This window comes from Streptomyces sp. NPDC043812 (assembly GCF_056436245.1).
In genome coordinates, this window is record NZ_JBWKCY010000003.1 from 257,203 (window position 1) to 275,424 (window position 18,222).

At 71.7% G+C, this 18,222-nt stretch carries 12 protein-coding genes and 1 tRNA gene; 4 read left to right on the plus strand and 9 right to left on the minus strand.

The genetic code is table 11. The annotated features are described in order from the left end of the window. Positions 1 to 120: 120 nt before the first annotated feature. From AC067Z_RS06175 to AC067Z_RS06185, 3 genes are read left to right on the plus strand one after another with little or no spacing between them, the layout of a single operon-like run. Positions 121 to 3,423 (plus strand): FtsX-like permease family protein, encoded by a 3,303-nt coding sequence (locus tag AC067Z_RS06175; RefSeq protein WP_478788264.1) that lies wholly within the window; start codon positions 121 to 123, stop codon positions 3,421 to 3,423. 1 nt (position 3,424) lies between these two features. Beyond that, positions 3,425 to 6,157, plus strand: coding sequence for an FtsX-like permease family protein (locus AC067Z_RS06180; RefSeq protein WP_478788265.1), 2,733 nt, complete (start codon positions 3,425 to 3,427; stop codon positions 6,155 to 6,157). After that, positions 6,154 to 7,113: an ABC transporter ATP-binding protein gene (locus tag AC067Z_RS06185; protein ID WP_478788266.1), complete on the plus strand. Its 960-nt coding sequence runs from the start codon at positions 6,154 to 6,156 to the stop codon at positions 7,111 to 7,113. The genes AC067Z_RS06180 and AC067Z_RS06185 overlap by 4 nt, the downstream gene beginning before the upstream one ends. 78 nt (positions 7,114 to 7,191) lie before the next feature. On the opposite strand, the gene AC067Z_RS06190 is transcribed toward AC067Z_RS06185, so the two are convergent. The 7 genes from AC067Z_RS06190 to AC067Z_RS06220 form a co-directional block, all read right to left on the minus strand. Next, a complete protein-coding gene (locus AC067Z_RS06190; RefSeq protein WP_478788481.1) occupies positions 7,192 to 7,866 on the minus strand; it encodes a DUF8010 domain-containing protein in 675 nt (224 codons plus the stop codon). Between the two features lie 8 nt (positions 7,867 to 7,874). Next, positions 7,875 to 8,315, minus strand: coding sequence for an acyl-CoA thioesterase (locus AC067Z_RS06195; protein WP_478788267.1), 441 nt, complete (start codon positions 8,313 to 8,315; stop codon positions 7,875 to 7,877). A gap of 8 nt (positions 8,316 to 8,323) precedes the next feature. Continuing rightward, a complete protein-coding gene (gene ettA, locus AC067Z_RS06200; RefSeq protein ID WP_478788268.1) occupies positions 8,324 to 9,988 on the minus strand; it encodes an energy-dependent translational throttle protein EttA in 1,665 nt (554 codons plus the stop codon). A gap of 174 nt (positions 9,989 to 10,162) precedes the next feature. Next, positions 10,163 to 11,581, minus strand: a complete 1,419-nt coding sequence (locus AC067Z_RS06205; RefSeq protein WP_478788269.1) for an LAETG motif-containing sortase-dependent surface protein — start codon at positions 11,579 to 11,581, stop codon at positions 10,163 to 10,165. A 259-nt stretch (positions 11,582 to 11,840) separates the two neighbouring features. Further along, the gene (locus AC067Z_RS06210; RefSeq protein WP_478788270.1) at positions 11,841 to 12,308 is read right to left on the minus strand and encodes a single-stranded DNA-binding protein; all 468 of its coding nucleotides are present in this window, start codon (positions 12,306 to 12,308) and stop codon (positions 11,841 to 11,843) included. A gap of 120 nt (positions 12,309 to 12,428) precedes the next feature. After that, positions 12,429 to 14,243 carry a YfjP family GTPase gene (locus AC067Z_RS06215; RefSeq protein ID WP_478788271.1) on the minus strand — a complete coding sequence of 605 codons (1,815 nt, stop codon included), beginning with the start codon at positions 14,241 to 14,243 and terminating at the stop codon, positions 12,429 to 12,431. A 6-nt stretch (positions 14,244 to 14,249) separates the two neighbouring features. After that, on the minus strand, positions 14,250 to 15,869 hold the full coding sequence (locus AC067Z_RS06220) for a dynamin family protein (RefSeq protein WP_478788272.1): 1,620 nt from the start codon (positions 15,867 to 15,869) through the stop codon (positions 14,250 to 14,252). A gap of 301 nt (positions 15,870 to 16,170) precedes the next feature. Between AC067Z_RS06220 and AC067Z_RS06225 the strand changes: the two genes are divergently transcribed. Next, positions 16,171 to 16,243: transfer RNA gene (locus AC067Z_RS06225), tRNA-Arg, on the plus strand. 805 nt (positions 16,244 to 17,048) lie between these two features. Here the strand turns inward: AC067Z_RS06225 and AC067Z_RS06230 are convergent. Next, positions 17,049 to 17,462 (minus strand): cytidine deaminase family protein, encoded by a 414-nt coding sequence (locus AC067Z_RS06230; protein ID WP_478788273.1) that lies wholly within the window; start codon positions 17,460 to 17,462, stop codon positions 17,049 to 17,051. A 322-nt stretch (positions 17,463 to 17,784) separates the two neighbouring features. Then, positions 17,785 to 18,123, minus strand: coding sequence for a hypothetical protein (locus tag AC067Z_RS06235; RefSeq protein ID WP_478788274.1), 339 nt, complete (start codon positions 18,121 to 18,123; stop codon positions 17,785 to 17,787). Positions 18,124 to 18,222: the final 99 nt, after the last annotated feature.

Below are 18,222 nucleotides of genomic sequence, written 5' to 3' on the forward strand. Positions count from 1 at the left end.
CGCCGGATTCCGGTCACGATCCCGTCAAGTCCGGTGTGACAACGGTTCCTTACCCCACACCTGTCTGAAAGCATCCGCACGAAAGGGCTTTCGGGGGCTCGACGGGGGCTGGGGGAACGGGTGACGGGGTTTGTCCTTCTGCGTGCGCGCGGGCACAGACTGCTACTGGCGGCCGCCCTGCTCGCCGTACTGCTGACGACCGCAGTCCTCACCACCCTCGCCGCGTTCGCATCCTCCGTCGGTGACGCAGGGCTCCGGCATGCGCTTGCCACCCGGGAGGCCGCGAACGCCTCGCTGACCATCACCACGCGGAGCCCCGGCGAGGACCGCGAGGCGGTGCTGCGGGATGCGAAGCGCGGGGCGCAACAGGCGTTCGCCGGGCTGCCGGTCGCGCTGGCCCGGTTCGACAGGTCCGGACCGTACTCGCTGCCGCGGGCGCTGCAGCCGGCCGCCGCCCGCAAGGGCGACCCGGATCTCACCGCGTTCGCCGCCGTCGACCGGTCCCGGGTGCGGCTGTCCGCCGGCTCCTGGCCGGCGAAGCAGACGGGCGCGGGGACGGACGCCAGGACGGGCGACGTGATCGAGGTCGCCGTACCCGAGGTGGCGGCGCGGCAGCTGAGGCTGACGCCCGGTCCCCGGGTGCTGAGACTCGACGACCGCCTCGGCGGGCCCGACGCACGGATCCGGGTCACGGGCGTCTACCGGCCTGCCGACACCGGGGACCCGTACTGGCAGCTCGACGAGGCCGGCGGGCGCGGTGTGCTCAGGTCCGCGTTCACCACGTACGGTCCCCTGCTCACCGACCCCGCTGTCTTCGCCGCGGGCCGGGTCAGCAGCGGCCCGCTGTCGTGGCTGGCCACCGCCGACTTCCGTACCCTCACCGCCGACCGGGTCGACGCGCTCCGCTCGGCGGCACGGAGCAGCCAGAAGTACCTCGCCGCGCAGCCCGCCCTCGACGGTGTCGAGAGCCGTACCGCGCTGCCCGAGGTGCTGGACCGGTCGGAGCGGACGCTGCTGGTGTCGCGTTCCACGCTGCTGATCGTCTCGTTGCAGCTCGTGCTGCTCGCCGGGTACGCGCTGTTGCTGGTGGCGCGGCTGCTCAGCGGGGAACGCGAGGGGGAGACCCACGTCCTGCTCGCCCGCGGCGCTTCCCGCCGGCGGATCGTCGCGCTCGGCACCCTGGAGGCGCTGCTCCTCACCGTGCCCGCGGCGGTGTGTGCGCCGCTGCTCGCCGGCCCGTTGACCGCGCTGCTGGCAGGACAGGGCCTGCCGGGCCGGATCGGGCTGCATGTCGACACCGGACCGACCGCCTCGGTGTGGCTGATCGGCGCCGCCGTCGCGTCGGCCTGCACGGTCGCCATGGTGCTGCCCGCGCTCACCGCAGGGCGCTCGCGCGGCCGCCGGGCCCAGGCACTCGCCGCCCCGCTGCGGGCAGGTGCCGACGTGGCACTGCTGGTGGTCGCCGCCGTCGCCTACTGGCAGCTGGACCGGCGCACCGCGGGCAGCGGGGCCATCAGCGGTGACCGCGAAGGCCAGTTGGGCATCGATCCGCTGCTGGCCGTGGCGCCCGCGCTGGCGCTGCTCGCCGGCACCGCCCTCGCCCTGCGGCTGCTGCCGCCAGCCGCGAGACTCGCCGAACGCAGGGCGGCCAGGGGGCGCGGCCTGTCGGGTGCGCTCGCCGGCTGGCAGCTCGCCCGTCGGCCGCTGCGCGGCGCGGGCCCCGTGCTGCTGCTCGTGCTCGCCGTCGCCATGGGCATGCTGGCGATCGGACAGGCCGCTTCCTGGGACCGTTCGCAGATCGACCAGGCCGGCTTCCGCGCCGGTGCTCCGGTGCGCGTACTCAGCGAGGGGACCGACACCCTCGGGCAGGGCGGTATGTACGACGACATCGCCGGCCTGCGCGCCGCGGCCCCTGCCGCCCGTACGCAGCTGAGCATGTCGGGCGGACGGGAGGCGACCGTGCTGGCCCTGGACTCCACGCTCGCGGCAGACGAACTGACGCTGCGGGACGACGCGGACGGGATCGCCCGGCTGCGCCCCGCCGAGGTCCCGCCCGCCGGAATGCCGCTGCCCGACGGAGCCGTGCGCCTCGACCTCGACATGAAGCTGACGACAGCGGCAGAGAACCGGACGGGCAGCGCGGAGGGCCTGATCACCGTCACGGTCGTGGACCGCTACGGAGTGCCGTACCGGCTCCAGTTGGACGCTCTCGCACCGGACGGCAGACGCCGGACGCTGACCGCGGACATCGCCTCCGCCGCAGGCGCCCCCGCCGGCAAGCCCGCAGGCCCGCTGGTGCTCACCGCCATCGACCTCGACGAGGCGTCCTTCCCTCACCGGATCATGCCGAAGCGGCTCACGGTCGAGGCGATCCGCGCGGTCGCCGCCGACGGTTCGGTCCACCCGGTCGAGGCCGCGAAGGGCACGGTCTGGCACGGCAATGCGGTCGTGAACACGGACACACTGAGAAGGCCCAAGGTGACCGCGATCCGTTCCTCGGCGCGCACCCCGCTCGATGTCACCTACCACGCGGGCACGACGGAGGCCGAGTCCGAGGACTGGGGCAGCAAGCGCACGGTCACCGTCCGGGTCTCGGCCCATCCGCCGGAGCCGGAGATGCCCGCCGCCCTGGCGACCGCGCGCTTCCTGGAGTCCAGCGGCGCGCGGAAGGGATCGGTCATCGCGATCCCGGCCCAGGGCGGAGATCTCAAGGTGAAGGTCGTCGGCACCCTGACCGCTGTCCCCACGACCGGCTCCGGTGCTTTCGGCACGGTTGCCAAGAGCGACGGCGGTGCGCTGCTGCTCGACTTCCGGGCCGTCAACCGGGCGGTCGCCGACCGTCCCGCCGCCTTCCCGCCCTCCGAGTGGTGGTTGTTCCCCGAGCCGGGCAAGGCGGCGCAGGTCGCCGAAGCGGTACGGGCCCGGCCCGAGATCGATCCGTCGCAGGTCCAGGTGCGGGACGAGATCGCGGAGGAACTGTGCGACGATCCGCTCGGGGCCGGTCCGCAGTCGGCGCTGCCCGCCGTGACCGCCGCCGCGGCGGCGCTCGCCGCGGTCGGCTTCGCGGTGAGCGTGGTGGGGGCGCTGCGGGAACGTTCCTCCGAGTTTGCGCTGCTGCGGGCGCTCGGCGCCCCCAGACGGCAGCTCGCCCGGCTCCTGGCGATCGAGCATTCGCTGCTCATCGGTCTGGCCGTGCTGGTCGGCCTGGCCCTGGGTGCGGTCCTGACCCGCGCTGTCGTTCCCCTCGTCGTCCTGACTGCGCAGGCCACCCAGCCGGTCCCCGGTGTGCTGGTGGAACTGCCCGTCGGCCGGGTCGCCCTACTGGTGGCGCTGGTGGCCGCCGCACCCGTCGTGATGGTGGCGGCACTGGCGCTGCGCCGCGGCGACATGGCCGCCGCCCTGCGTGTCCAAGGAGGCGAGTGAGATGAAGGCCGTCGCCCCCTGGGTGCGCACCCGGCTGCGCGTCGCGCCCGGCAGCGCCGTCGCTCTGTTCGTCCTGGTCCTGATCACTTCCTTCCTCGCCGCCGCGTTCCCCCGCGGGGTGGAGACGTACAAGGGCGAGGGACTGCGGCACGAGCTCGCCGTCACGGCCCCGGACCGCAGTGTGATCGAGCTGACCAACCCCGCCCTGATGCCCTGGACGGACGACTTGGTGAGCCCCGCTCCGCTGATGCGCCCCGAGAAACTGTCCGCGCAGTACCGGCAGATCCTCGGCACGCTGCCCGCGCCGCTCGATGCCGATGCGGCGCAGTCCACGTACGGCGTACGGACCACCAAACCGCAGCAGGCGACGGACAGCTGGCTCCCCCAGCTCGACGGCGGCGGGCCCGTGTTCACGCTGAGCACCCAGGCGGGGGTGGGCGAGCACGCGACACTGCGGGCGGGCCGGCTGCCGACCGCCGCCAAGGACTCCGTCACCGCGACCACGGACACCGTGGAGGCAGCGGTCACCACGGCCACCGCGAAGTCCCTCCGGATCGAGCCCGGTTCGGTCGTCCATGTGCCCAGGGCGACGGCGGAGCAGGACATGCTCGCGATCAGGATCACCGGCATCGTCGAGCCGTCCGAGCCCGCACTGAGCTACTGGGCCGTCGAGCCGGTCCTGGCCGGGCCCACCCGGCTCTACACCCAGCCACCGGTCCCACGCCCCTACTGGCACGGTGCGCTGCTCCTGGCACCGGAGGCGGCGCCGGCGCTGCTCTCCGTCACGGCCGAACTCGAGACCTACTGGCGCATCGCGCCCGACACGGCGGGGCGCGCTGTCGGCGACCTCCCCGGGATCCGCGCGGGAATCGCCTCACTGGAACACGGCCCTCTCCAGACGCAGTTGCGCGACAGAGTCTCCGCCGACCTGACGGTCGACTCGGGACTGGACGATGTCCTCCTGGAGTTCGACAGCGTCGTGGCCGCGATCGATCCGGTGGTCGCGGTCGGCGCGTTCGGTGCCGGCAGCGTCGCAGTGGTCGTGCTGCTGATGGCGGCGGGCCTGGCCGCAGCCCGCCGTGGCTCCGAGCTGTCCCTGATGCGCTCGCGCGGCGCGTCCGTGCGCGGTACCGCCGTGCGGCTCCTCGGGGAGGTCGCCGTCCCGGTGCTGCCCGGCGCCGCCGCAGGCTGCCTGCTCGCCGTCGTCGTGCTGCCCGAGGGCAGCCTGCTCCCCGCCGTGTGGACGTCGGCCGCGGTGGCCCTGGTGGCGTGTGCGGCCCTGCCGTTGCGTGCCGCACACCTGCACCGGCGCTCGCGGATCCACGCCGAGCGGGAGGACGTCGTGCGGGCCAGGCCGTCGCGGCGCCGCACCATGGCCGAACTGACGCTGCTCGTGCTGGCGGTCGCCGCGGTGGCGTCGCTGCGCCGCCGGGGCACCGGCAGCGAGGTCGACCAGTTCGTCAGCGCGGCACCCGTCCTGGTCGCCGTGATCGCCGGACTACTGCTCGTACGGGTGTATCCGCTGCCCCTGCGAGTCGTAGCGCTGCCCGTGGCGCGGCGGCGCGGCGTGATCGGTTTTTTGGCGACGGCCCGCGCGGGCCGGTCCCCGGTGACCGCGGCGCTGCCGTTGCTGGCGCTGCTCGTCGCCTTGACGACGGCGGCGTTCGGCGGCTCGGTGCTGGCCGGGATCTCCGACGCGCGCGACCGGGCGTCGCTCGCGCTGGTCGGCGCGGACGCCCGTGTCGAGGCCGCCGAGGCGCTGCCCGGAGGGCTCGTCGAGAGGGTGCGCGGGACGGCCGGGGTGCGTGACGTGACCGCCTTCCATCGCGAGTACGACCTGGAGCTGCGCGACGGCGGCGAGAACGTCACCCTGCTCGCCGTCGACCCCGGCTCGTACGCCCGGCTCGCCGGCCGCACGGGGCTGGGAGCTTTCTCCCCCGACGAGTTGCATGCGCCGTCCGCGGCGGAGCCCCGGCCGGCGTTGGTCTCGCCCGGGGTCGCGGCACGGCTGGGCGGCCAGGCCACCGAGGTCGGCCCGGCACTCCAGCGGTTGACGGTGCGCGTGGCGGCGGTACGTGACACCACCCCCGGTCTGCCGAACGGCGAGTTCGTCGTCGTCGACGCGGCAGGGCTGCCCGGCGACCGCACGAGCACCACGCTGCTGGTGACCGGAGCGGATGTCACCGCTGGGGCGCTGCGTGCCGCGGCCGGACCGGCGGCCGACAGTCTGGCGGTGACCACGCGGGCCGCGGAACGGGCCGCGTTCACCGAATCACCGGTGCAGCAGGGAGCCGAACGCCTCTACACCGTGGCCGTCGCGACGGGCGTCGGCTACGCCGTCCTCGCGGTACTGCTGTCGCTGCTCCAGGCCGTACCGGAACGCACCGCGCTCCTGGCCAGGCTGCGCACCATGGGCCTGACCCGGCGACAGGGCCGTCGGCTCCTCGTCGTGGAGTCGCTGCCGCCGGCACTGCTCGCCGCCGTCGGCGGGGCGCTGGTGGGCTGGGCGGCGACCGCGCTGCTCGCGCCGGGCATCGATCTGCGCAGACTGGCGCTGGCCGGGCAGGGACAGAACCCCTCGCTCGGGACCGTACAACTGGCCACCGACCCCTGGTCGCTGCTGCTGCCCGGAATCGGCGTGGTGGTACTCGCCGCCGGCGTGGCCGCGGCGCAGGCCTACGCGGCCACCCGACGCAGGGCGACGACCGAACTGAGGGCAGGAGACACGCGATGACCGACACCTCCACCGCGCATACCGCCGACACCTCCCTCGGAGAGCTGGAGCGCCGGGCGACTGCCCGGCGCGACCGCCCCCGGTACGGCCACGACGCGCTGATCAGCTGCGACCGTCTGGTGCGCGTCTTCACCACGGACGGGGTCGAGGTGCAGGCCCTCCAGGGACTCGATCTGCTCGTCGGCGAGGGCGAGTTGATGGCGCTCGTCGGCGCGTCCGGCAGCGGGAAGTCGACCCTGATGAACATCCTCGCCGGCCTGGACAAGCCCACCGCCGGCGCGGCGCAGGTCGCCGGGTGCGATCTGCTCGGCATGGGCGCCAAGGAACGGCTGCGCTACCGGCGCGAGGTCGTCGGCTTCGTCTGGCAGCAGACCGCACGCAACCTGCTCCCCTACCTGACGGCCGCACAGAACGTGGCCCTGCCCATGCAGTTGCGCGGTCGTGCGAAGCGGAAGGCCGAGCGCGCGGAGTCACTGCTGTCGATGCTGCAGGTCGCCGACTGCCGCGACCGCCGCCCGCACCAGATGTCCGGCGGACAGCAGCAGCGGGTGGCGATCGCGGTGGCGCTGGCCAACGAGCCGTCGGTGCTGCTCGCCGACGAGCCGACGGGTGAACTGGATTCGCACACGGGCGAGCAGATCTTCGCCGCGTTCCGTACGGCGAACGAGGAGCTCGGCACGACCGTCGTCATCGTCACCCACGACCAGGCGGTGGCGAGCGAGGTCCGGCGTACGGTGGCCATCCGCGACGGCCGCACGTCGACGGAGATCCTGCGCCGCACCGAGGTGGACGCGGCGACCGGCCAGGAGTCGGTGGTGGCACGCGAGTACGCGATGCTGGACCGCGCGGGGCGGCTGCAACTGCCCGCCGAGTACACGGAGGCGCTGGGCATGCGGGACCGTGTCGTACTGGAACTGGAACCGGATCACATCGGCGTGTGGCCGGACAGCCCCTGAGCCCGGCCTCGGCGTGTGGCCGGACAGCCACAAGGACCGGGCGCGTGCTCGGCCCGCCCGTGGGCCCGTGCGGCGGGCTCAGCCCGCCCCGTGCCCCCGTGTCGGCGCGACCGGCAGGCCACCGAGCCCGCCCGTCCGCACCGCGATCGACCCGAACGGCGTCCGCAGCCGCAGCCACGTCCCCGCCGAGAGCAGCGCGACCGGCACCTCGGGCCGCAGGAAGCCGAGCGACTGAGCCGCGTGCACGGCCCGCAGCGGCAGACCCGTGCCGCCGACCGTGCGCGACCAGATCTCCCGGCCGATACGGTCCCGTTCGGCGCGCGTACGCCCGTCCGGGGGCAGCGCCTCGTCCCGGGCACGGAACTCGGCGACCGCGGCCGCCACCGCGCCGCGCATCGCGCCCACGTCCGGCAGACCGGTCAGCTCCCGCCAGCCGCCGCGAGGCGGGAGGACCCCGGCCCACGGCGGCCCGGTCACGGCACCGGGCACGGTGAACTCGGCGCCGCCCAGCGACTCCAGCAGCTCGCCCGCCGAGACGGTGACGTCCAGCTCGACGGGGTCCGCGAGCCGTGCCGTACGGATCGCCAGCACCTCGAAGGACGGCGGGCGTCCGAAGACCGCCAGCGCACCACTGCCGGCCTGCAGCCGGACCGCTGCGGCGCGGTCGTAGTGGATCAGCCGGGCGAGGAAGGCGGCGAGATCGTCCGCCTCCCTCGCGTCGGCGAGATGCAGGCTCTGCACGGGTACGGGCATCGGAGCGGTCATGCGGCGAGTGCGTCCTCGGCGGGGTCGTCGAGGTACTTCTGCAGGAACGACTTCTCCTCGGCGCTGATGCGCCGCGGCCGCTGCTCCTCGAGGTTGAACGGCACGACGATCGTCGAGGCCCGCACATACACCGAGGCGGGATCGTCCGCCTCCTTCACCTCGTAGGCGATGGTCAGCGACGCGGCACTGATCTTCGTCACCCATGACTCGATGACAACCGGTTCATGGCGGTGGACCAGCGGTCGCACGTAGTCGATCTCGTGCCGTGCGACGACCGATCCGCCGGAGAAGGACGGCGAACCGTCCCCCGGCGCCAGCCGGAACATGAAGTCGATCCGCGCCTCTTCCAGATACCGCAGGAAGACGACGTTGTTGACGTGCCCGAAGGCGTCCATGTCCGACCAGCGCAGGGGACAGCGGTAGATGTGGCGGGCCATGTGCCTCCTCAGCCCCTGGTGAGCTTCTTGTAGGTGGCACGGTGCGGACGGGTGGCGTCCGCGCCGAGACGGTCGATCTTGTTCTTCTCGTACGACTCGAAGTTGCCCTCGAACCAGTACCACCTGGACTCGCCCTCGTAGGCGAGGATGTGCGTCGCCACTCGGTCGAGGAACCAACGGTCGTGGGAGATGACCACCGCGGCGCCCGGGAACTCCAGCAGCGCGTTCTCCAGGGAGGAGAGGGTCTCGACGTCGAGGTCGTTGGTCGGCTCGTCGAGGAGCAGCAGGTTGCCGCCCTCCTTGAGGGTGAGCGCCAGGTTGAGGCGGTTGCGCTCACCACCGGAGAGGACTCCGGCCGGCTTCTGCTGGTCCGGGCCCTTGAAGCCGAAGGCGCTGACGTAGGCGCGGGACGGCATCTCGACCTGGCCGACGTTGATGTAGTCCAGCTCGTCCGACACGACCGCCCAGAGCGTCTTCTTGGCGTCGATGTTGGCGCGGCTCTGGTCGACGTAGGAGATCTTGACGGTCTCGCCGACCTTGATGTCGCCGGAGTCCGGCGTCTCCAGGCCCTGGATCATCTTGAACAGGGTGGTCTTGCCGGCGCCGTTCGGGCCGATGATGCCGACGATGCCGTTGCGCGGCAGGGTGAAACTCAGGTCGTCGATGAGGACCTTCTCGCCGAAGGCCTTGGAGAGGTTGTTGACCTCGACGACGATGGAGCCCAGGCGGGGACCCGGCGGGATCTGGATCTCCTCGAAGTCCAGCTTCCGCATCTTGTCCGCCTCGGCAGCCATCTCCTCGTAACGAGCAAGACGGGCCTTGGACTTGGTCTGACGCCCCTTGGCGTTGGACCGGACCCACTCCAGCTCTTCCTTGAGCCGCTTCTGGCGCTTCTCGTCCTTGCGGCCCTCGACCTTGAGGCGTGCGGCCTTCTTCTCCAGGTAGGTGGAGTAGTTGCCCTCGTACGGGTGCGCGCGGCCGCGGTCCAGCTCGAGAATCCACTCGGCGACGTTGTTGAGGAAGTACCGGTCGTGGGTGACGGCGACAACGGCACCCGAGTACTTCGAAAGGTGCTGCTCCAGCCAGTTCACCGACTCGGCGTCGAGGTGGTTGGTGGGCTCGTCGAGCAGCAGCAGGTCGGGCGCCTCGATCAGCAGCTTGCAGAGCGCGACACGGCGCTTCTCGCCACCGGAGAGGTTGGTGACGGGCCAGTCGCCGGGCGGGCAGCCCAGGGCGTCCATGGCCTGCTCCAGTTGGGCGTCGAGATCCCAGGCATTGGCGTGGTCCAGGTCTTCCTGGAGCTTGCCCATCTCCTCCATCAGCGCGTCGGTGTAGTCGGTCGCCATGAGCTCGGCGACCTCGTTGAAGCGCTTCAGCTTGCCCATGATCTCGGCGGCGCCGTCCTGGACGTTCTCGAGGACCGTCTTCGACTCGTCGAGCTTCGGCTCCTGCATGAGGATGCCGACGCTGAAGCCGGGCGTGATGAAGGCGTCACCGTTGGAGGGCTGCTCGAGTCCCGCCATGATCTTGAGAACGGTGGACTTACCGGCGCCGTTCGGGCCGACCACACCGATCTTCGCGCCAGGCAGGAAGTTCAAGGTGACGTCGTCAAGGATGACCTTGTCGCCGTGCGCCTTGCGCGTCTTGCGCATGGTGTAGATGAACTCAGCCAAGAGAAACCGTCCGGCAAGCAGTGGGTGGGCAGATACACCCATCTTGCCGTACGCGGCCCCTTGGGCGGAAACCACGGTGGGAGTGCGGGCGCCCCGGCACACGGCCGGGCCCGGCACCCCTGGAGGGTGCCGGGCCCGTTCCACTGCGCAGGGTCACACCCCGCGACCCTCTTTTCACTCCTCCGGGGACGTCGGCTTCTTCCTGCGCAGGAAGAACACCGCTCCGCCGCCCACCACCAGCAGCACGACGGCGATCCCCGCGATCATGGGCGTCGCGCTGGAGCCGCCCGTCTCGGCGAGGTCGCCCTCCAGCCCTCCGGAGCCGCCACCGGTCGATGCCGGGACCGCCCGGGAGCCCTGGGTCTCGATGTCCGGTGCCGCTGTGCCCGTGGTCATGCAGTCCAGCACGCCCTTGAACGTCTTCGAGAAGCCGCCGGGACCGGTGATCGTGAAGTCGTACGCCTGGTCCTCGGCGACCGGCACGGTCACTGTGCGCGACGCGCCCGCCGCGACGGTGTGCTCGAAGCCGGCGAGCTCGAAGGTGAACGGGGCGTCGCCCGTGTTGCCCGCCGTGACGTCCACGCCGCCCGCGGCACAGTTCTTCTGCGCCGTCAGCGCGGGGATGGCGCCCGTCGTCGCCCAGGTCGCCGAGGCGGTCGCCGAGACAGTCGACTCGCTCGACCCGGCCAGGATCTGCGTCTGGCTCTTGGTGACCCCGGCGAACGCCCTGCCCACCGGCACCGACGTGGTCGCCTGCACGGTCAGCGCCGCCGTGCCGTCCGCGGCGTCCTCGGGCACGTCGAAGAACAGCTCGGTGCCGTTGACCGCGGAGGTGACCGGCTTGCCGTCCTTGCCCGTGATCTCGATGCCACTGGCGGCCGCGTCGGCCGGGGGTGTGACGGAGACCTGCCCGGCGTCGGTACGCACAGTCACCGGTCCGAGCCTGCTGCCCGCCTTGCCGGAGACGGCGTTCGGCTCCAGGCCGAGCGAGGCCCTGGGCTCGGCCGCGTTCTCCGCGGCGCCCTCCAGCCAGTCCGCCAGCTTCTCCGCCTGCGGGTCGACCGCCTCCACCTCCGCGCCGTCCGAGAAGCGCCAGATGGCGACCTGGGTACCGGCCGCGGCGGTCTGCTCGCTCAGCGGCCCGCTGCCTGCGTCCTCGGCGAGTGCGGCGAGATCGTCGATCTGGGGGTAGGAGTGCTCCAGGATCCAGCGAATCTTCCCCGCGTTGACGTTCCCGCCCAGGGACGTCTGGTTCCAGGGGGTCTCCAGGTACTTGGCCTGGTCCTGGGTCGGATTGTGGATGTCGATGCAGTACGTCTTGAGCCGGCCGCCGCCGTCGACGGTCATCTCGAAGAGTCCGGCCGGGATCTTCGCGTCCTCGCCGTTGCTGTGCAGCACGGCCTGGTCATAGGTCTTGAGCCCGTCCAGGGTGGCGACCGCGCCGCCCTGGTGCTGGAGCCCGTCGTCGGCGGCGGCCGTCCCCGCTGCGGCCAGGGAGCCCGTCGCGATCAGACCCGCGACCAGAGCCGCCGCGACAGGACGGCGGACGGCGCGACGCCTGCGTGCGGCCGACGCTGAGAAGACAGCAAACACAGCAGAATTCCCCTCCGGGCGAGACGCTGTCGCTCAGTGCGCGCTGATGCGTGCGCACGTGACGCGTGGGGGAAGTGTCTCGCCAGCAGACTCAAGTGCCCCGTGAGTACTCGGGAATCCTATGGACGGGGCGCTGCGCGATGCCCCGTCATACCGTCAGACAACCATTCCGACTCGTAATCGTTATCCCTGCCGACCGGACGCTTCCGTTCCACTCCGTTTCCGTGCAGCGGCATCGACAAATCTCCACAACTGCCCGTCACCCGACGGGAACCGGCTCGTCACGACGCTCCCTCACCGCCTGCTTCCCCGGCCCTCCCGCCGCGCCCGTCCCGCCCGCCGGACGAGGGGCGAGAACACTCGGCACACCCTTCGCCACCCGTCTGAACGCCGCCGTCCCACGCGTCAGATCGTGGCCCACCGCCAGCGCGTCGATGTCCACGAATGTCCGGCGCCTGCCGTCGCCGTCCTCCTCGCGCACCCTCAGCCTGCCGTGCACGACCAGTGGTTCGCCGACAGAGACGGAGCCCGTCAGATTCGCCGCGAGCGACCGCCACGCGAAAACCGTGTAGAAACTCGTCGGCCCGTCCGACCAGTTACCGCTTCGACGGTCCCAGCGCCGCGAGGGCACCGCGAAACGGAATCGCGCCATCCCTCCCGTGGCCGTTTCCCGGTACTCCACATTCGTGGCGACATTTCCCACCACAGTCACCATCGTGTCGTTCATGACGCTCGCCTCCCCGTCCGGTCCGCCTGTCCCCGGTTCGATGAACCGGACTCCATGCTGGACCGGACGAAAAGAAGCCGCTGGAGCCTGTGGACAACCGCGCGCCTGTGAACAACCGGATCACCCGATCCGGGTACGCACCCTTCCCCGCCCGGCGGGCCCAATACCGGGGCGCGTCGTTGCCGACACCGTCGAGAACTGCTCCCGCACCTCCTGATAACGCATGAGCTCCGCAGCGATCGGATCGAGCACCTTCGCCCGCCCGCACCCGGCGGCCGCCTCATGCAGCCGACGGCTCGCCTCCTCCCCGTACCGCCGCGCCGGCCCATTCGCCGCCGCCGCGCACGCCCACTCCACCAGCGGTCCGCCCACGATCCCGGCGAGCATCACGAGCACCGGCGGAACGAGCCCCGGCTCCAGCACGCCGATGATCTGGCCCACCAGCCACAGGCCCCCGTAGATCTGAAGCAGCGTCATCGCCGCCTGTGCCAGGACCGCGGCCGGCCACCAGGCGGGGCGCTGCGGCCGTCCGTTGGTCGCCTCCGCCTCGCGTGCCGCCAACTCGTCCAACGCCTTGGGCAGTCCCTGCGCGCCGCGTACCGCTGCCTCCCGCACTGCCTGTGCCCACGGCACGGGCAGCCCGTGCGCCGCCTCGTCGGCGACCGCGCGGACCGCCTGCTCGACCCGCTGGCGCGCTGTCGGCTCGTCCTCCACCGGCGCGGCAGGCGGGAGCAGAGCGGCCCCTGGCATGCGTTTGCGCTCGTACCAGCGCCACAGCCGCAGCCAGGGAGTGCCGCACGCCCGCCCGGCGTTCCTGCGCCACGCCCGTTCCGCCGCCTCCCCGGCGGCGGTCGCGCCGATCGCGTCCGCCAGTCGCGCCGAGAAGTCCTCGCGGGACCGCTCACCGAGACCGATCCGGCCCTCGGCGACGTACACGGGGCGCAGCTTCCATGCGGCCGCGTCGACGTCCGCGGACAGCCTGCGCGCGGCCGCGCTGCGCTCCTGCACGAACGTGCCGATCATTTCCCGCAGTTCACCGACGCCCTCACCGGTGAGCGCCGAGAGCGACAGCACGGTGGCGCCCGGTTCACCGTGTTCGCCGACCGCCATGCCGTCCTCGTCGAGGAGGCGGCGCAGATCGTCGAGCACCTGGTCGGCGGCCTCCCCGGGCAGCCGGTCGATCTGGTTGAGCACCACGAACGTGATCTCCGCGTGCCCTGCGAGCGGCCGGAGATAGCGCTCGTGCAGCGGGGCGTCGGCGTACTTCTCCGGGTCGACGACCCAGATCACCGCGTCGACCAGCGCGAGCACCCGGTCGACCTGCTCCCGGTGGCGCACGACCGCCGAATCGTGGTCGGGCAGGTCGATCAGCACCAGTCCCTGCAACTGCTCGTCCCCGTCACCGCCGGCGAGCGGCCGACGACGCAGCCGCCCGGGAATCGCGAGCCGGTCCAACAGCCCCGCCGCGCCGTCCGACCAGGTGCAGGCGATGGGAGCCGAGGTGGTGGGCCTGCGCACCCCGGTCTCCGCGATGCGCACTCCGGCGAGCGCGTTGAACAGGGTCGACTTGCCGCTTCCGGTCGCTCCCGCGATGGCGACGACGGTGTGCCGCGAGGACAGCCGCTGACGGGCGGCCGCCTCGTCGAGTACCCGTCCGGCCTCCGCGAGGGTCCGCCCGTCCAGCCGGGTCTGGGAGAGCCCGAGCAGTTCGCGCAGCGCGTTCAGCCGCTCGCGCAGCGGCCCTTCGTACGCTCCGCCGGTGAGCAGTTGCTCGTCGCCCGGCCGCCCCCCGTCGTCGTCCTCGTCCCTGTTCCCCTGCGGGTCGCCGTTTCCGTCCCCCTCCTCGGCGGTCGCGGGCGGCTCGGCGCGGCGCGCGATCAGGCCGTCGTCCCAGCGGCCGCCGGCCTCGTTCTCGTCATCGGTGATGGCGGTCACCCGCGCTCACCTCTCCTTCTGCAGTAGGGACAGCGCGGCGATCAGCTCGGCCTGCGGCTCGGAGGTCACTTCGAGCGCGTCGAGGGGCGCGAGCCGCCGGTCCCGTTCGCTGTGCAGTACGTCGTCGATGTAGGTCGTCACGAGTTCGCCGCCCTTGTCGCGGAGCCGCAAAGCACCCTGCGCACCGATGCGTTCGGCGAGCCGCTCCCCCGCACCGCGGGCGCGCCGGCCGCCGAGCAGCGAGGTGGCCAGGAGGGCGGCGACGGTCTCGGGGTCGGGTGCGGCGTTGCGTTCCATGTCCCGCACCTCCTCCTCGGCGAGCTCCTCGAGGACTCGCCGCCAGCGGCGCACGGCCATCCCGACCCGTTCCCCGGACTCCAGATCGGCCCGCCTGTGCAGGGATGCTTCGGCGCCCGCAGGCTCGCGCCGCCAGGCGTCCTGCACCCGCTCGTCGGCAGCGGCCACGGCACACTGCAGCAACGCGGAGAGGCTGGCGACGAGCGCGTCCAGCAGCTCGCACGCCGAGCTGTCGCGGGGATACCCGCGCCAGCGGGTACGTGCGTCACCGGCGAGTACGGCGCCGGCCCGCAACTGCCCCCGCACCCGTTCCCGCTGCGCCTCGTACGCCTCCTCGACCGCGCCCGTGAGCCGCACCGCCGCCGCGTACTGCGCGGCGACGGCGCTCGCCAGCTCCGGCATCCGTACGGCGAGGGAGTCGAGGACCCCGTCCGCGGTACGCCCCAGCGCCTGCTGGCGCGCCGCGGGGTCCTGCACCCGGTGCGCGAGCCAGGACAGCAGGGGCGCGACGGCGGTGGTGGGCAGCAGACCGTTGCCGCCGCCGGCCGACTCGGGCAGTTCGGGGACGGTGAACAGGGGCACGTGGCCGAGCCCGGCCTTGGTGAGGAGCGCGGCGTACTGCCGCGACACCTCATCGACGACCTGGTGCGGCACACGGTCCAGCACGCTGATGATCGTGGCGTCGTACTCCTTCGCCGCGCGCAGTAGATGCCACGGAACGGCGTCGGCGTAGCGCGAGGCGGTCGTCACCATCACCCAGACGTCGGCGGCGCAGATCAACTCGGCGGCCAGCAACCGGTTCTCCACCACCAGGGAGTCGACGTCGGGCGCGTCGAGGAGTGCGAGGCCACGGGGCAGTGTGGAGGCGGTCTCGATCCGCAGGGATTTCTGATCGGCCACCTGCCCCGGCCTGCGACGAGGCCGGGCGTCCTCGGCCTCGTCGTCCTGCGGAGGCATCCACACGCGGGTCAGTTCGGGCAGCACCCGCATCCCGGCGAACCAATGGTGATCGTCGGGATGGCACACCAGCACGGGCGTCCGCGTGGTGGGCCGCAGCACACCCGCTTCGCTGACCCGCCTGCCCACAAGGGAGTTGACGAGAGTGGACTTGCCGGCGCCGGTGGATCCGCCGACAACGGCGAGCATCGGGGCGTCGGGGTCCTTGAGACGGGGCACGAGGTAGTCGTCGAGCTGCGCGAGCAGCTCGCTGCGCGTCTGCCGGGCGCGCGGCGCGCCGAGAAGGGGAAGCGGCAGACGCACGGCGGCGACACGGTCGCGCAGGGCGGAAAGTGCGTCGATCAGCTGAGGCCGTGCATCCAAGGTCACCACATGCGAAGAATGCCCAATTTTGGAGGCTTTTTGAAGCGTATGAGGATCTCTGCGCGCCGATCGGACAGAAGGGGCACTTGGGACGAGAGGGGCGCAGGCATAACGAGTACACAACACCCGCGACGCCAGGCGTCAAAAGCGATGCACGAATGGCACCTGCCTGCGATTATCGTTCCGCTTCACCGAACCTCCACATCGTGCCACGCAGGTGAAGCAACCGGGCCAAGGTGATCGGAGCCCTATCCTTGTCCCCGGCAGGCCGCGCACCACCGAGGTGGGCCCGGCAGCAAGGCCGATTCCGGCCCCCGTAGCTCAGTGGATAGAGCAGGCGCCTTCTAAGCGCTTGGCCGCAGGTTCGAGTCCTGCCGGGGGCGCACAGCGCGCACCACGTTGAGGCCCTCCACCCCGGAGGGCCTTTTCGCTGGTCAGGGGCAGCGTAGCGAGTGGGCGGTAGCGGATGCGTAAGCGCCGGACCGCTCTCGGTGATCGCGAGGGGCGGGTCCGGCGCTGTCCGGCTGGGACCGGGTTTCCGCGGGTGGTTCTGTCGAATACGCGTCGAAGCTTCGCGGACGGCTCAGCGATCCTGCGACAGGGTCGGGGAGGGCTCCCCCGGCCTCGATCCGCCGCTGGTGATCCTTGAGCCGAACCGAAATGCAGCGGGCGCACGTGGCGAGCAAGACCGCCACGCTGTTGCCCACCCACTCGGCGACCTGCGCCGGCGCCATACCCACGTTCAGCCGCGCCGTCAGGGACGTGTGGCGCAGATCGTAAACGCGCTTACCGAGGGGCGAAGCGAATTCCTCGGGCAGTAGGACTTCCTTTCGAGCGGTCCGTCAGGCGCGGCGGAAGACCGAGCCGGAGAGAATCTCTCCCTTTTCGCCGGGAAAGAGCAGATCCCCAGGCTTCAGCCCCTCTGCCTGGATGTGATCGCGAAGAATGCGAGTGAGCGACGGCCGACACGGCACGACGCGGGTGTCGTGCTTGGCCCTGCCTTTGAGCCCTCGTTCCTCATGGACCTGCCCCGTGCCCGTCCACTGCTTCCCCACCTCAGGCTGTGCGGTGTGGAACAGCAGCCCCCTGAATGACATCAACGACAGCGGACGGCCCCAGCGTTGAGCGATGGTGATCCAGGCTTCGCCCTGGTGTCGGCCGGTGCCGGCTCGTGCCGAGTGGCGCGGTCTACTCAGCGTCGAGCTGGTGGTCGGCCCAGATGTAGCTTTCGGGGAGCAAGTCGGCGATAAGGACAGTTCGCTCGCGGTCGTCTTCACCGACGATGACCTTGAGGGTGGGGAAGTAGTCGAGAAGGACCTGACGGCACCTGCCGCACGGGGGGACAACCCCGCGGTCGCGGTCGCCCACGGCAACGATCGTGTCCAGGTCGTAGATGCCCTGGGCGGCTGCCGCGCCGATGAGGACCAACTCGGCGCAGGGCCCTCCGGTGAAGTGATAGGCGTTCACCGCCGTGACCACCCGGCCGTCCCGAGCGCGGGCCGCGGCCGCCATGGTGTGGTTGTCGCCCCGGCAGCGAGTGTGAGCGACCTGCGCCGCGGCCTGGATGAGTTCGTGGTCGACGTGGTGAATCCGGGTCGTCATCTTCTCTGCCTTCGTCAGGTGTCAGGCGACGTTGGCCCGAGTGACGATGGTGTGCAAGCGAATTTCGGCGGTGTGCTTGCTCCGGCAGAAGATGTAGCGGCGGTAGTGAGAATCCGTCCTTCCGGCGGCCCCATGGCTGCAGACCCGTTGCGTCGGCCAGATCATGTGGGCCTGCAACGAGGAGCACATCAACGAACTCGTGGTAGCTCCTGAGCGGCGCGAACCAGCTCCGGCCGGGAAGGTACTTGTGCGCCTCCGTAGCTGGAGACCACGGAGCCCCACCCGCTGGACGCGGCTGGAGCTTTGCACTGCCTGGACGCCTCTACTGGCTGCGCTGGTCCTCAGCCTGGTTGAGGCCCTCGGCGAATGCCGCCATGTACTCGGCGGTGCCCAGGGACTTGCACACCTCGGGGGTTTTGGGGTTCTTTTCCCAGCCCTCCACCCTCATGCTCGAGTTCTCCCAACCCGGAGCCGCTTCGGCGACGGCTGCAGTGCACTGTGCGATGGCCTCGGCCTTGTTCACCGGCGCGGATTGTGTGGCCGGGGTGGTGACCGTCTCGACGGGGCCGGTCCTGCTGTCGGTGCCGCTGCCGACGCCGCAGCCTGTGAGCAGGAGGCTGAAGGTGAGCGCCGAGGAAGCAGCGCCAGTGCGGTTGCGCATGGTGTCCCCAATGGGCGTGCGGGTGCGTGGGTGCATCATGCTCGGTATGGGGGCTTATATGACAGAACGGTGCCTCCTCGTGTCGCCCCTCCCACTCCG